Origin of the sequence: Pseudomonas sp. NPDC096925 (assembly GCF_044762545.1) — a bacterium.
GTDB lineage: Bacteria > Pseudomonadota > Gammaproteobacteria > Pseudomonadales > Pseudomonadaceae > Aquipseudomonas.
This window is the reverse complement of record NZ_JBIWEM010000005.1, coordinates 137,200-150,284: the sequence shown is the minus strand read 5'-3', so window position 1 is coordinate 150,284 and position 13,085 is coordinate 137,200. Positions and strand designations below refer to the sequence as shown.

The following is a 13,085-nucleotide window of genomic DNA, read 5'->3' as shown; positions in this document are numbered from 1 at the left end:
AACACGGCCCCTGTGGGAGCGGGCATGCCCGCGAACATCGGCGTAGCCGGTGCCATGCACCGCGTCGCATTCTTCGCGGGCACGCCCGCTCCCACAGGCGCCCGAAAATACGTCAGGCCGAAGGCTGGCGTGCGGCCTTCTCGTCATGCCCGGAAAGCCCGAAACGGCGTTCCAGCTCGTCAAGCACGGCCTGCGGATGCTGGCCCAGCGCGCTGAGCATTACCAGGCTATGAAACCACAGGTCGGCGGTTTCGTAGATGACATCGCTGTAATCCTTGCTGACTGCAGCATCCTTGGCGGCAATGATCGTCTCGACCGACTCTTCGCCGAGCTTTTCGAGGATCTTGTTCAGGCCCTTGTGGTACAGGCTGGCCACGTAGGAGCTGTCGGGCGCCGCTTGCTTGCGTTCTTCAAGCACTGCGGCCAGGCGGTTGAGGGTGTCGCTCATGTCAGTGTCCTGCGCTGTAGATGGCATCCGGGTCTTTCAGGACCGGGTCGACGGTTTTCCACTGGCCGTCCTCGAAGACGCGGTAGAAGCAGCTTTCACGGCCGGTATGGCAGGCGATATGGCCCAGTTGTTCGACCATCAGGATGATCACGTCGGCATCGCAGTCCAGGCGCATTTCATGCAGCTTCTGCACATGCCCGGATTCCTCGCCCTTGCGCCACAGCTTGCCACGCGAACGCGACCAGTAGATGGCGCGCTGCTCGGCGGCGGTCAGGGCCAGCGATTCGCGGTTCATCCAGGCCATCATCAGCACGCGTCCGGTCTTGTGGTCCTGGGCGATCGCCGGTACCAGGCCTTCGCTGTTCCACTTGATCTCGTCCAGCCAGTCTTTCATCGTCGACTCCAAAGCGGGCCCGCTCCTGTGCCGGGCCCTTTGCGCTAGTGTGCCAGCCATGGGCGCGGCTGGCTATTGGCGCACGATCAGGTAAAGGCCAGCAGCCAGCATCAGCCAGGCCGGCCAGGCGGCAGGGGCGGCCAGGCTGGCGGCTGCGGCGGCGCCAGCGGCCAGGACCGCGCCTCCGCCGAGCAGGCCGGCGCCGAGCAGGCGCAGCGCCCAGCGGTCGCCCTGGCGGCGCCGCTCCGGCAGTTGCGGATCGTGCAGGTGCGGTTGCGACAGGCGTTCGAGCAGGTCGCGGGCCATGTCGGCCAGGTGCGGCAGTTGCTCGACCTGGCTGTGGATGTTGCCGAGCACGGCCTTGGGGCTCATGCGGTCGCGCATCCAGCGCTCGAGGAATGGCTTGGCGGTGCTCCACAGGTCCAGGTCGGGGTACAGCTGGCGGCCCAGGCCTTCGATGTTGAGCAGGGTCTTCTGCAGCAGGACCAGTTGCGGCTGCACTTCCATGTTGAAGCGCCGGGCGGTCTGGAACAGGCGCATCAGCACCTGGCCGAAGGAAATATCCTTTAACGGTTTTTCGAAGATCGGCTCGCACACGGTGCGGATTGCCGCTTCGAACTCGTTGACCTTGGTGTGTGCCGGCACCCAGCCCGAGTCGATGTGCAACTGGGCGACGCGGCGGTAGTCACGCTTGAAGAAAGCGATCAGGTTGCGCGCCAGGTAGTCCTGGTCCTCGGCGGTCAGGCTGCCGACGATGCCGCAGTCGATGGCGATGTACTGCGGGCTCCACGGTTTGACCGTGCTGACGAAGATGTTGCCGGGGTGCATGTCGGCATGGAAGAAACTGTCGCGGAACACCTGGGTGAAGAATACCTCCACGCCCCGTTCGGCCAGCAGCTTCATGTCGGTGCGCTGGTCGGCCAAGGTGGCCATGTCGGTCACCGGCACGCCGTAGATACGCTCCATCACCAGCACCTTGGGGCGGCACAGGTCCCAGTACACCTGGGGCACATACATCAGCTCGGAGCCTTCGAAGTTGCGCCGCAGCTGGCTGGCGTTGGCCGCTTCGCGCAGCAGGTCGAGCTCGTCGTAGATGGTTTTTTCGTAGTCGCCGACGATTTCCACCGGGTGCAGGCGGCGGGCGTCGGCCGAAGCGCGTTCGGCGGCCTTGGCAATCAGGAACAGCCAGGCCAGGTCCTGGGCGATCACCGGCTTCAGGCCCGGGCGTACCACCTTGACCACCACTTCCTCGCCACTTTTCAGGCGCGCAGCGTGCACCTGGGCCACCGAGGCCGAGGCCAGCGGCTCGACGTCGAAGCGGCTGAACAGTTGCGTCACCGGGGCGCCCAGCTGTGCCTCGATCAGCGCCACGGCCTGCCTGGGGTCGAACGGCGGTACGCGGTCCTGCAGCAACATCAGCTCATCGGCAATGTCGTTGGGCAGCAGGTCACGGCGGGTGGACAACAACTGGCCGAACTTGATGAAGATCGGCCCCAGGTCCTGCAGGGCCAGGCGCAGGCGCGCGCCACGGCTGAGCTCGTTCGGCTTGCGCGGCAGCCAGCGCCATGGCATCAGCAGGCGCAGGCTCATCAGCCACCAGGGCAGCGGCAGGTCGAACAGCAGGTCATCGAGACGGTAGCGGATCACCACACGCTGGATGCGAAAAAGACGGCGGACGGCGAGCAGCTTCATGCGTTATCGCTGGTATCAAGGGATCGGGAGAGGCGCTTGAGGCGCGCCTCGAGGCGTTCTGTATCGAGCTTCAGGGCATCGAGCTCGCTGAAGGCGGCTTCGGCTTCGCGCTTGCCAACCAAGGTACGGGACTCTTCGGCCAGGTACTCGGAAAGGTTCTGGCTGAAGCGCGCCAGGCCCTGGCGGGTCCAGCGTGCGCGCAGGCGGATGTGGCCGGCCAGCAGCGCCGTGGCGACCGGGCCGAGCCAGCGTTGCAGCTCGTGTTCCCAGTCAAGCTCCAGGTCCTGCAGCACACCGAACAGGTCGAGCAGCACGGCGCTGTCGCCATGCAGCTCGACCTGCGGGCTGTGCAGCACGGCGGTCTTGTCCTTGGCCAGGGCCAGTTGCGCCAGGCTGCCGGCCGGGGCGCGCAGGCTGCAATCGACCTCGCCTTGCCAATGGCCGGCGAGCATCAAGCCTTGTTCATCGGGCAGGATGAACACCTGCAGGGCCGGCTGGCGGCAGTCGATCTCGATGACCTTGCCGTCCAGCGCGGCCAGCCGCGGCAGGGCCGTGCTGTCCATGCGCAGGACCCGGTTCAGGCCATGTTCGACGCTGGCGAGCAGCCCGGCCAGCAGCATCAGGGCTTGATCCCCCGGTGCACGGCGACGATGCCGCTGGTCATGTTGTGGTAGGTGACACGGTCGAAACCGGCCTCGACCATCATGGCTTTCAGGGTTTCCTGATCGGGGTGCATGCGGATTGATTCGGCGAGGTAACGGTAGCTTTCCGAATCGTTGGTGATCAGCTTGCCGGCCAGTGGCATGAAGGCGAACGAGTAGGCGTCGTAGGCCTTGGACATCAGCTTGTTGGTCGGCTTGGAGAACTCCAGTACCAGCAGGCGACCGCCCGGCTTGAGCACGCGCAGCATCGAGCGGATGGCTTCGTCCTTGTGGGTGACGTTGCGCAGGCCGAAGGCAATGGTCACGCAGTCGAAGTGGTTGTCCGGGAATGGCAGCTTCTCGGCGTCGGCCTGGACGAACTCGATGTTGCCGGCCACGCCACGGTCGAGCAGGCGGTCACGGCCGACCTTGAGCATCGACTCGTTGATGTCGGCCAGCACGACCTGACCGGTCGGGCCGACCAGCCGCGAGAACTTGGCGGCCAGGTCGCCGGTACCGCCGGCAATGTCCAGTACCCGGTTGCCGGCGCGTACGCCCGACAGCTCGATGGTGAAGCGCTTCCACAGGCGGTGCATGCCGCCGGAAAGCACGTCGTTCATCAGGTCGTACTTGGCCGCCACCGAGTGGAACACCTCGGCGACTTTCTTCGCCTTCTGGCTTTCAGGGACGTCCTGGTAACCGAAATGGGTGGTGGGTTCGGCGTGGTCGCCTTTGCGCTGGTCGTTCATATCGCTTCACCGGAAAAAATTACCGCCATTCTAGGGCGAACGGGCGGATTTGTCTTGGCGGGGTGTGCCAGTGGGCAGGGGCGGGCATAATGCCCATTATGTCTTCATCTTCAGGAACACCCGCATGACCCAGATCAGCGTCGAACGCAAACATTCCCTCGGCCGTGATGCCGCCCGTGCCAAGGCCGAAGCGCTGGTCGACAAACTGACCCGCGAATACGACCTCAAGGCCACCTGGAACGGTGACCGGGTCGACGTGGCGCGCAGCGGTGCCAACGGCAGCGTGCACATCTTCGATGACCGCATCCGCGTCGAATTGAAGCTGGGCATGATGCTGTCGATGATGAGCGGCACCATCAAGGGCGAGATCGAGCGGGCGCTGGACAAAGCCCTGGCCTGATCCCTCCCCGGGGCCATGCTCGTTCACCTTAGGGTGAAGATTCTAATTTCCCTCTCTACCTTGTGCTCAAGCCCAACCTCCATGGGCGGTTCCTCCTCCACTCATGAGCATGAGGTACAGAGCATGGCCAAAGTGACAGTGAAGAAAAAGGACGACGCCCCGGGCACGCTGGGCGAGGTGCGCGGCTACGCGCGCAAGATCTGGCTGGCGGGCATCGGCGCCTATGCGCGCGTGGGCCAGGAAGGCTCCGACTACTTCAATGAGCTGGTCAAGGCCGGCGAAGGCGTCGAGAAGCGTGGCAAGAAGCGCATCGACAAAGAGCTCGATGCTGCCAACAACCAGATCGACGAAGCGACCCAGGAGGTCAGCCGCGTACGTGGCAAGGTCGAAGTTCAACTGGACAAGATCGAAAAAGCTTTCGACGCGCGGGTCGGTCGCGCCTTGAATCGCCTGGGCATTCCGTCTAAACATGACGTTGAGGCGTTGTCCATCAAGCTTGAACAGCTGCACGAGCTGCTCGAGCGCGTCGCGCACAAACCATAAGGAGAGCAGGATGGCTGGCAAGAAGAATTCCGAGAAAGAAGGCAGCTCCTGGGTCGGCGGGATCGAGAAGTACTCCCGCAAGATCTGGCTGGCAGGGCTGGGTATCTATTCGAAGATCGACCAGGACGGCCCGAAGCTGTTCGACTCGCTGGTGAAGGATGGCGAGAAGGCCGAGAAGCAGGCGAAGAAGACCGCTGAAGACGTGGCGGAAACCGCCAAGTCGTCGACCACTTCGCGTGTGTCGGGCGTGAAGGACCGTGCGCTGGGCAAGTGGAGCGAACTCGAAGAGGCCTTCGACAAACGCCTGAACAGCGCCATCTCGCGCCTTGGCGTGCCGAGCCGCAACGAGATCAAGGCCCTGCACCAGCAGGTGGACAGCCTGACCAAGCAGATCGAGAAATTGACCGGTGCTTCGGTTACGCCGATTTCGTCGCGCACTGCTGCGGCCAAACCGGCTGCGAGCAAGGCGGCGGCCAAGCCACTGGCCAAGACGGCAGCGGCCAAGCCTGCGGCGAAAACCGCGGCGGCCAAGCCGGCAGCCAAAACTGCTGCGGCAAAACCTGCCACCAAGGCGGCTGCCAAACCTGTAGCAGCCAAACCAGCGGCGAAACCGGCAGCGGCCAAGCCTGCGGCAGCCAAGAAACCTGCGGTGAAGAAAGCACCGGCGAAACCGGCAGCCGCCAAGCCGGCAGCCCCAGCGGCCAGCGCCGCTCCGGTCGCTAGCGCAGCTCCTGCACCAACCGCGGCTCCGGCCAGCAACCCGCCGTCGGCACCGACAGGCACCGGTACCCTGATCTGATACCGCGTCGCCTTCTTCGCGGGTAAACCCGCTCCCACAGGTAGTGCGCCGCTTGTAAGCTCTGCACCGTACCTGTAGGAGCGGGTTCACCCGCGAATGCGTCGGCTGCTGCAATACATTCCTGTCAGGCTTAACCCTCCAGGTAGCGCACCGCCAACTGCTCCGCCGCCCCCCGCGCCTGAGCCTGCAGATGCGGCGCCACCAGCATCATCACCTGGTACACCACAATCCCCACATCCCCATCGCGCCCCAGTACCCGCTGGTAATCCAGTGAGAACATCAGCGTCAGGGTGATCTGCTCCACCAGTTGCCCCAGCGCCTGGGTATCGCTCTCAACCAGCCCCTGGCCCTTGAGGCTGGCCAGCAATGCCGCCAGCGTGCGCTTGAGCGCGTTGATCAGGCTGCGCATGCCGCGGGCCAGTTTGGGCAGGCGCCCGGTCAGGTTCGACAGGTCCTGGAACAGGAAACGGTACTGCGCCATGCGCTCGACGATCAGGTGCAGGAACAGCCAGTAGTCCTCGGCGTCCAGGCGTACCTCCAGCGGCGGGTCGAGCAAGGGCATCAGCGCTTCTTCAAAGCGCTCGAACAGCCCCAGCACCAACGGCTCCTTGCCGTGGAAGTGGTAGTAAAGGTTGCCGGGGCTGATGCCCAGTTCGTTGGCAATCTCCAGGGTGGATACGTTCGGTTCGCCCTGCTGGTTGAACAGTTGCAGGGCGCATTCGAGGATACGGTCGCGAGTCTTCATCCAGTCGGCATGCTCATCGGGTCAGCACGTAAGTGCCCGGCGCTGGGCCCAGCGGTGGGTAGGTGGTATTGCCCAGCTCGCTGCGCGGTGCCTTGAGCGGGCCGGAGCGCGCGGTGATCCACTCCAGCCACAACGGCCACCAGCTGCCTTCGCTGCGCTTGGCGTCGTGGAACCAGGCGCGCGGGTCGCTGGACAGTTTGGGGTTGGCCAGGTAGTAGGCCTTGGGGTTGCCGGGCGGGTTGATGATGCTCTGGATGTGCCCGCTATTGGCCAGCACGAAGCGCCGGTCGCCCCCCAGCAGCAAGGCCGAGCGGTACACCGCGTCCCACGGGGTGATGTGATCGTTGCTGCCGGCCACGGTGAAGCTGTCCAGCTCGACCTTCTGCAGGTCGATGGGGGTGCCGCATACCTCCAGGCCGGCGGGGTGGGTCAGCGGGTTGTGCTTGAAGAAGTCCAGCAGGTCGCCATGCAGCGCGGCGGGCAGGCGCGTGCTGTCGGCGTTCCAGTACAGGATGTCGAAGGCCGGTGGTGTCTTGCCGAGCAGGTAGTTGTTGACCCAGTAGTTCCAGATCAGGTCGTTGGGCCGCATCCAGGCAAAGATCCGCGCCACCTCGGCGCCATCCAGCACGCCGCGCTGGTAGGAGCGGCGCTTGGCGGCCTCGATGGTTTGCTCGTCGGCGAACAGGCTGGCTGGGCTTTCGAACTTGCTGTCCAGCAGGCTGACCAGGTAGGTGGCGCTGCGCACCCGGCGCAGTTGGTGCTTGGCCTGCAGGTGGCCCTGCAACGCGGCCATGGTCAGGCCGCCGGCGCAGGCGCCCATCAGGTTGGGGTCGCGGTTGCCGCTGATGCTGCGGCAGGCGTTGAGCGCTTCTTCCAGGGCCTGCACATAGCTGGACAGGCCCCACTCGCGGTGGCGCGGGTCGGGGTTGCGCCAGCTGACCATGAATACCTGCAGGCCGCTCTTGAGCATGTACTGGACGAAGCTGTTGGTCGAGCTGAGGTCGAAGATGTAGAACTTGTTGATCTGCGGCGGCACCACCAGCAGTGGCCTGGCGTGCTGCTTTTCGCTCATCGGCTTGTACTGGATCAGTTCCAGCAGCTCGTTGCGGAACACCACGGCGCCGGCGGTCGCGGCCAGGTTGCCGCCTACTTCGAAAGCGCGTTCGTCGACCTGGCGTGGCAGGCCGTCATTGTGGCGCAGATCATCGAGCAGGTGAGCCACGCCGCGTACCAGGCTCAGGCCTCCGCTGTTGAACATCTCCTTGACCGCCAGCGGGTTGAGGAGCGAGTTGCTCGGCGCCAACGCATCGTTGATCAGGTTGAACAGGAAGTGCGCACGGGCGCGGTCATCGTCGTCCAGGTGGCTTTCCTCGATCCACAGGCGGGTCTGCTTCTGCCAGGCCAGGTAGGCCTGCAGGCCACGGCGGTAGAATGGGTTCTGGCTCCATGTAGGGTCGTTGAAGCGTGGATCGCGCGGGTTCGGCTGATACGGTGTGTCACCCAGCATCACCCGGCCCAGCTGGCCGCCCAGAGCCAACAGGTGATGCGCGGTGTGCAGCGGGTGGCGCAAGCTCTGGCGGCTGACATTGCGCAGCGTGGAAATCAGGTCCCGGCCGCGCAGGCCGAGGATGGCGTTCTGCACGTTCATGCTGGTGGCGGGAAGCGTTGGCGTTCCTTTGGCCGGTTTGTCTTTCATGGCAACACTCCCTCGTCCTGACCTGGTGCCTCATGACTAAACATACTTATTGATTTGGCAGGGGCTCTGTGGGAGCGGGTTCACCCGCGAACACCGGCGAAGCCGGTGCCATGCACCGAGCTGGATTCTTCGCGGGTGAACCCGCTCCCACAGGGCCCCAAATCGCCCTCACACTCCCGAAGCCGGGCGAGGGTGCATGACGGCGCGCTGTCGTTCTTGTTGAAGGAACTTCATGATGATCGGGGCGACGGCCTCGGCCCGGGTGATCAGGAACAGATGGCCGTCGTCGATAATGTGTAGCTGGGCATTGGGAATTCGCCAGGCCAGCAGGCGCATGTTGATCAGTGGGATCAGCGGGTCGTCGTCGCCGGCCAGCACCAGGGTTGGCTGCTGGATCTTGTGCAGCCAGTGGATGCTGGTCCAGCCAAGCCCGGCGAACAGCTGCCAGTAGTAGCCCATCTTGCCGCCGGAGCGCACCTTGGCGGCATGCTGCATGGCCAGCTCCGGGTCACGCCGGAAGCCGCCGCCATAGATCGTCGGCGCAATGCGGATGACATGCGACGGCTGTACGTAGCGCCGTGGGCTGGCCATCATCCACAGCACCTTGGGCTTGCCCGGCACCATCACCGCACCGGCGGCAGTGGCGGCCAGCACCAGCTTCTTGCAGCGCTCGGGGTAATCGTGGGCGAACTGCTGGGCCAGGGCGCCGCCCCAGGACACGCCGATGACATTGACCTGGCCATAGTCGAGGTAATCGAGCATGCGTGCTGTCAGCTTGGCCAGCCCGGGGAAGCGGTACGGGTGGCGCGGCGTGGACGAGCCGCCGACCCCGGGCACGTCGAAGGCAATGACTTCCAGGTCCGGGTCCAGTGCTTCGATGAACGGAAACACCAGCTCCAGGTTCGCGCCGATGCCGTTGAAGATCAGCAGCGGCGTCAGGTGCGGTTTGCCCGGGCGGACGGCGGTGCGAATGGACTGGTTGTCCAGCTCGACGGTCCTGAAGATATAGGGTTGCGGCATGCACGTGACTCTTGGGTGAAAGGAACACCGTGGCACCCCGCAGGGGCCACGGCGCTGCAGCTCAACGCTCGTGAACGTAGGTGCCCGGGGCGGCTTCGCCGGCGGCATAGGCTCGGTTGCCCAGGCGGGTCGGCGCCTTTTTCAGCTCGCCGGCACGCTCGCCCAGCCAGCTTTGCCAGTGCAGCCACCAGGAGTCTGCATGCTTGGTGGCGTTTTCCTGCCAGGCCACCGGGTCACCCGGGCGATCGGCACCGGTCATGAAGCGTGCCTTGGGGTTGCCCGGTGGGTTGAGGATGCTCTGGATATGGCCGCTGTTGGACAGCACGAACTCGATCTTGCCGCCGAACAGGTGTGCCGAGCGATAGCACGACTGCCACGGGGTGATGTGGTCGGCGGTGCCCGCTACGCTGAAGATGTCGCACTGCACTTTTTTCAGGTCGATCGGCGTACCGCACACTTCCAGGGCGTCCGGGCGGGTCAGCGGGTTGCTCTTGAACATTTCGATGAGGTCGCCGTGGAAGGCGGCCGGCAGACGCGTGGTGTCGTTGTTCCAGAACAGGATGTCGAATACCGGCGGCTCGTTGCCGAGCAGGTAGTTGTTGACCCAGTAATTCCAGATCAGGTCGTTGGGGCGCATCCAGGCGAACACCTTGGCCATCTCGCTGCCTTCGAGCACGCCAGCCTGGTACGAGTGACGCTTGGCGGCCTCCAGGGTCTGCTCGTCGACGAACAGCGCGACCTGGTTGTCCATGGTGGTGTCCAGCACGCTGACCAGCAGGGTCAGGGCATGGACCTTGTTCTCGCCAAGGGCGGCATAGTGGCCCACCAACGCCGTGCAGGTGATGCCGCCGGAGCAGGCACCGAGCATGTTCAGGTCTTTGCTGCCGGTAATCGCCAGCACCGCGTCGACTGCTTCCTTGAGTGCATCGATGTAGGTGGACAGGCCCCATTCGCGCTGGGCCTTGGTCGGGTTGCGCCAGCTGATGATGAAGGTCTGCTGCTGCGAGCGCAGGCAGTAGCGCGCCAGGCTCTTTTCCGGGCTCAGGTCGAATACGTAGAACTTGTTGATCTGCGGTGGCACCACCAGCAGCGGGCGGGCATGCACCTGCTCGGTGATGGGGCTGTACTGGATCAGCTCCAGCACATCGTTGCGGTACACCACGGCACCTTCGCTGGTGCCCAGGTTCTTGCCCACCTCGAAGGCGTCCATGTTCACCTGGCTCGGCATGCCGCCGTTGTTGACCAGGTCCTTGGCCAGGTTGGACAGGCCATCGAGCAGGCTCTTGCCGCCGGTTTCGAAGAAGCGTTTGACCGCTGCCGGGTTGGACAGGGTGTTGGTCGGTGCCATGGCCTCGGTCATCAGGTTGATGACGAACTGGCCGCGGCTGATGTCCTGGGGTGACAGGTCGCTGCTGCCGATCCAGTCCTGCAGCTCCTTGCGCCAGGCCAGGTAGGTTTGCAGGTAGCGGCGGTAAAGCGGGTTGTTGCTCCAGGCCGGGTCATTGAAGCGACGGTCGTCGCTTTCCGGGGCAAGGCTGGACTTGCCCAGCAGTACGTTCTTCAGTTCCAGGCCAAAGTGGGCCACATGCTTGGCGCTGTGCAGCGGTTGGCGCACGGCCTGGCGCAGCACGGTGCGTGCCGAGCTCAACAGGTCCTTGCGACGGATACCGATGACCGGGTTCAGCCCCAGGGTGTTTTCCGAGGCCTGCCGCTGCAGCTCATCGTTGTTCTTGTTACTCATCTACGACGCTCCGTTGTCCTGAGACGAGTACCGGTTGCTGTGGCGGGTGCACAGTGCTGAGCCCGGTACTGCTACTCGGGTTACCAGTGATAAGGAACAGCGGTGCTGCGAGGGTTCTGACTACCTGCCATTTGATGCAGGGAACTTGCCACCCCCCATTGGTTACCCGACTTTCATGTAATGCGCAAGACAGCCCGTCACTGGGCTGTCTGTAAGTCATTCAAACAGATGATTTTAGAAAATGCGCTCTAAACCCGGCAGGCCTTGCGCTAGAGCATGAGTTTGACCACCGACTCGGCGGGGTCGCGGGACTTTCCGGCCTTGTGCAGTTCGTCGAGGTACTCGGCCCACAGCTGTTCCTGGCGCAGGCACAGCTGTTCGAGGTATTCCCAGGTGAACAGACCGCTGTCATGGCCGTCGTCGAAGGTCAGTTTCAGTGCATATTGGCCGGCAGGTTCCAGGCCGATGAGGCCGACGTTGATCTTGCCGAACTGCAGGATGGGGTTGCCGTGGCCCTGGACCTCGGCGGAGGGGGAATGCACGCGCAGGAATTCGGCGGGCAGGTGGTAGACCTCGCCGGGGGCGTAGGTGAGGCTGAGGGTTTTCGAGGCTTTGTGCAGGTTGATGGCGGTGGGCAGGCGGGCCATGGGCGGAATCTCTCGGGAGCTGATGAAGCAAGCTTCCAGCTTATGATGGAGGGATTCAAGGGCCTCTTCGCGGGCACGCCCGCTCCCACAGGATCACCACATGCTTTGGGTCTGTGGTGATCCTGTGGGAGCGGGCGTGCCCGCGAAGCAGTCGACGCCGTTTTTACAGGATGTAACGCGACAGGTCTTCGTTCTGCGCCAGCTCACCCAGGTGGCTGTTCACATACGCCGCGTCGATCTGGATCGGCGCTTCGTCATGGGTGCTGGCCAGGTCGCCAGCGCTGAACGACACCTCTTCGAGCAACCGCTCGAGCAGGGTGTGCAGGCGGCGGGCACCGATGTTCTCGGTCTTCTCGTTGACCTGGTAGGCAATTTCGGCCAGGCGCTTGATGCCGTCGGCGAGGAACTCGATGTTCAGGCCTTCGGTTTTCAGCAGGGCCTGGTACTGCTCGGTCAGCGACGCGTGTGGCTCCTGCAGGATGCGCTCGAAGTCTTCCGGGGTCAGGGCCTTGAGCTCCACGCGGATCGGCAGGCGGCCTTGCAGCTCGGGCACCAGGTCGCTCGGCTTGCTCAGGTGGAACGCACCCGAGGCAATGAACAGGATGTGGTCGGTCTTGACCATGCCCAGCTTGGTGTTGACGGTGCAGCCTTCGATCAGCGGCAGCAGGTCGCGCTGCACGCCTTCACGGGATACGTCGGCGCCACCAACATTGCCACGCTTGGCAACCTTGTCGATTTCGTCGATGAACACGATGCCGTGCTGCTCGACCGCTTCCAGGGCCTTGGCCTTGAGTTCTTCCTCGTTGACCAGGCGGCTCGCTTCTTCATCGCGAACCATCTTCAGCGCTTCTTTCACCTTCAGCTTGCGCGCCTTGCGCTTGCCTTTGCCCATGTTGGCGAACAGGCTCTGCAGCTGGTTGGTCATTTCTTCCATGCCGGGCGGCGCGGCAATTTCCACGCCCACGGCATCGGCCACTTCGATCTCGATTTCCTTGTCGTCCAGCTGGCCTTCGCGCAGGCGCTTGCGGAACAGCTGGCGGGTGTTGGAGTCGGTGCTGGTCTGCGCGGCTTCCTCGGCGAAGCTGCTTACCCGCGCCTGCGGCAGCAGGGCGTCGAGGATGCGGTCTTCGGCGGCATCTTCGGCGCGGTGGCGCACGCGGATGATTTCCTGCTCACGCAGCATCTTCAGCGCGGCATCGGCCAGGTCGCGGATGATCGACTCGACGTCGCGGCCCACGTAGCCCACTTCGGTGAACTTGGTGGCTTCGACCTTGAGGAACGGCGCATTGGCCAGCTTGGCCAGGCGGCGGGCGATTTCGGTCTTGCCGACGCCGGTAGGGCCGATCATCAGGATGTTCTTCGGTGTCACTTCGGCACGCAGCTCGGCAGGGAGCTGCATGCGCCGCCAGCGGTTGCGCAGGGCAATGGCCACGGCGCGCTTGGCGTCGTCCTGGCCGATGATGTGGCGGTTGAGTTCGTGGACGATCTCGCGGGGGGTCATGGACATGATGAAAATGGTCCTCGGGCGGAATGAATCAGCGTGGAAAAGTCCCATCACCGGGATGGGACG

The 13,085-nt window shown here is 64.1% G+C and carries 14 protein-coding genes; 3 read left to right on the top strand and 11 right to left on the bottom strand.

Annotation, left to right across the window (positions count from 1 at the left end):
• Window positions 1-112: 112 nt before the first annotated feature.
• From ACIQYU_RS16330 to ubiE, 5 genes are all read right to left on the bottom strand, one after another.
• A complete protein-coding gene (locus ACIQYU_RS16330) occupies window positions 113-448 on the bottom strand; it encodes a phosphoribosyl-ATP diphosphatase (protein WP_207828456.1) in 336 nt (111 codons plus the stop codon).
• A 1-nt stretch (window position 449) separates the two neighbouring features.
• The gene (gene hisI / locus ACIQYU_RS16325; RefSeq protein ID WP_013974544.1) at window positions 450-842 is read right to left on the bottom strand and encodes a phosphoribosyl-AMP cyclohydrolase; all 393 of its coding nucleotides are present in this window, start codon (window positions 840-842) and stop codon (window positions 450-452) included.
• A gap of 72 nt (window positions 843-914) precedes the next feature.
• Entirely contained in the window at window positions 915-2,534 is a 1,620-nt protein-coding gene (ubiB, locus tag ACIQYU_RS16320) for a ubiquinone biosynthesis regulatory protein kinase UbiB (protein ID WP_207828464.1), read from the bottom strand.
• Window positions 2,531-3,154, bottom strand: coding sequence for an SCP2 domain-containing protein (locus ACIQYU_RS16315; protein WP_233687315.1), 624 nt, complete (start codon window positions 3,152-3,154; stop codon window positions 2,531-2,533). Before ACIQYU_RS16315 ends, ubiB begins: the two co-directional genes overlap by 4 nt.
• A complete protein-coding gene (ubiE, locus tag ACIQYU_RS16310) occupies window positions 3,154-3,924 on the bottom strand; it encodes a bifunctional demethylmenaquinone methyltransferase/2-methoxy-6-polyprenyl-1,4-benzoquinol methylase UbiE (protein ID WP_013974541.1) in 771 nt (256 codons plus the stop codon). The genes ACIQYU_RS16315 and ubiE overlap by 1 nt, the downstream gene beginning before the upstream one ends.
• Window positions 3,925-4,048: 124 nt before the next feature.
• Between ubiE and ACIQYU_RS16305 the strand changes: the two genes are divergently transcribed.
• The 3 genes from ACIQYU_RS16305 to ACIQYU_RS16295 all read left to right on the top strand — a co-directional run bounded on the left by ACIQYU_RS16305 (window position 4,049) and on the right by ACIQYU_RS16295 (window position 5,666).
• Complete coding sequence (locus ACIQYU_RS16305) at window positions 4,049-4,324, top strand: polyhydroxyalkanoic acid system family protein (protein ID WP_015272091.1); 276 nt, start codon at window positions 4,049-4,051, stop codon at window positions 4,322-4,324.
• Window positions 4,325-4,447: 123 nt separating this feature from the next.
• Window positions 4,448-4,867, top strand: a complete 420-nt coding sequence (locus ACIQYU_RS16300) for a phasin family protein (protein WP_023663112.1) — start codon at window positions 4,448-4,450, stop codon at window positions 4,865-4,867.
• A 10-nt stretch (window positions 4,868-4,877) separates the two neighbouring features.
• On the top strand, window positions 4,878-5,666 hold the full coding sequence (locus tag ACIQYU_RS16295) for a phasin family protein (RefSeq protein WP_207828474.1): 789 nt from the start codon (window positions 4,878-4,880) through the stop codon (window positions 5,664-5,666).
• 130 nt (window positions 5,667-5,796) lie between these two features.
• Here the strand turns inward: ACIQYU_RS16295 and ACIQYU_RS16290 are convergent, their stop codons facing one another.
• From ACIQYU_RS16290 to hslU, 6 genes are all read right to left on the bottom strand, one after another.
• The gene (locus tag ACIQYU_RS16290) at window positions 5,797-6,411 is read right to left on the bottom strand and encodes a TetR/AcrR family transcriptional regulator (RefSeq protein ID WP_233694671.1); all 615 of its coding nucleotides are present in this window, start codon (window positions 6,409-6,411) and stop codon (window positions 5,797-5,799) included.
• 13 nt (window positions 6,412-6,424) lie between these two features.
• Entirely contained in the window at window positions 6,425-8,107 is a 1,683-nt protein-coding gene (gene phaC, locus ACIQYU_RS16285; RefSeq protein WP_207828477.1) for a class II poly(R)-hydroxyalkanoic acid synthase, read from the bottom strand.
• A gap of 168 nt (window positions 8,108-8,275) precedes the next feature.
• Window positions 8,276-9,127 carry a poly(3-hydroxyalkanoate) depolymerase gene (phaZ, locus tag ACIQYU_RS16280; protein WP_085587802.1) on the bottom strand — a complete coding sequence of 284 codons (852 nt, stop codon included), beginning with the start codon at window positions 9,125-9,127 and terminating at the stop codon, window positions 8,276-8,278.
• Between the two features lie 61 nt (window positions 9,128-9,188).
• Window positions 9,189-10,868, bottom strand: a complete 1,680-nt coding sequence (phaC, locus tag ACIQYU_RS16275) for a class II poly(R)-hydroxyalkanoic acid synthase (RefSeq protein ID WP_087499673.1) — start codon at window positions 10,866-10,868, stop codon at window positions 9,189-9,191.
• A gap of 269 nt (window positions 10,869-11,137) precedes the next feature.
• Entirely contained in the window at window positions 11,138-11,515 is a 378-nt protein-coding gene (locus ACIQYU_RS16270) for a gamma-butyrobetaine hydroxylase-like domain-containing protein (protein WP_207828480.1), read from the bottom strand.
• Window positions 11,516-11,678: 163 nt separating this feature from the next.
• Window positions 11,679-13,022: an ATP-dependent protease ATPase subunit HslU gene (gene hslU / locus ACIQYU_RS16265; protein WP_015272084.1), complete on the bottom strand. Its 1,344-nt coding sequence runs from the start codon at window positions 13,020-13,022 to the stop codon at window positions 11,679-11,681.
• Between the last annotated feature and the right edge of the window lie 63 nt (window positions 13,023-13,085).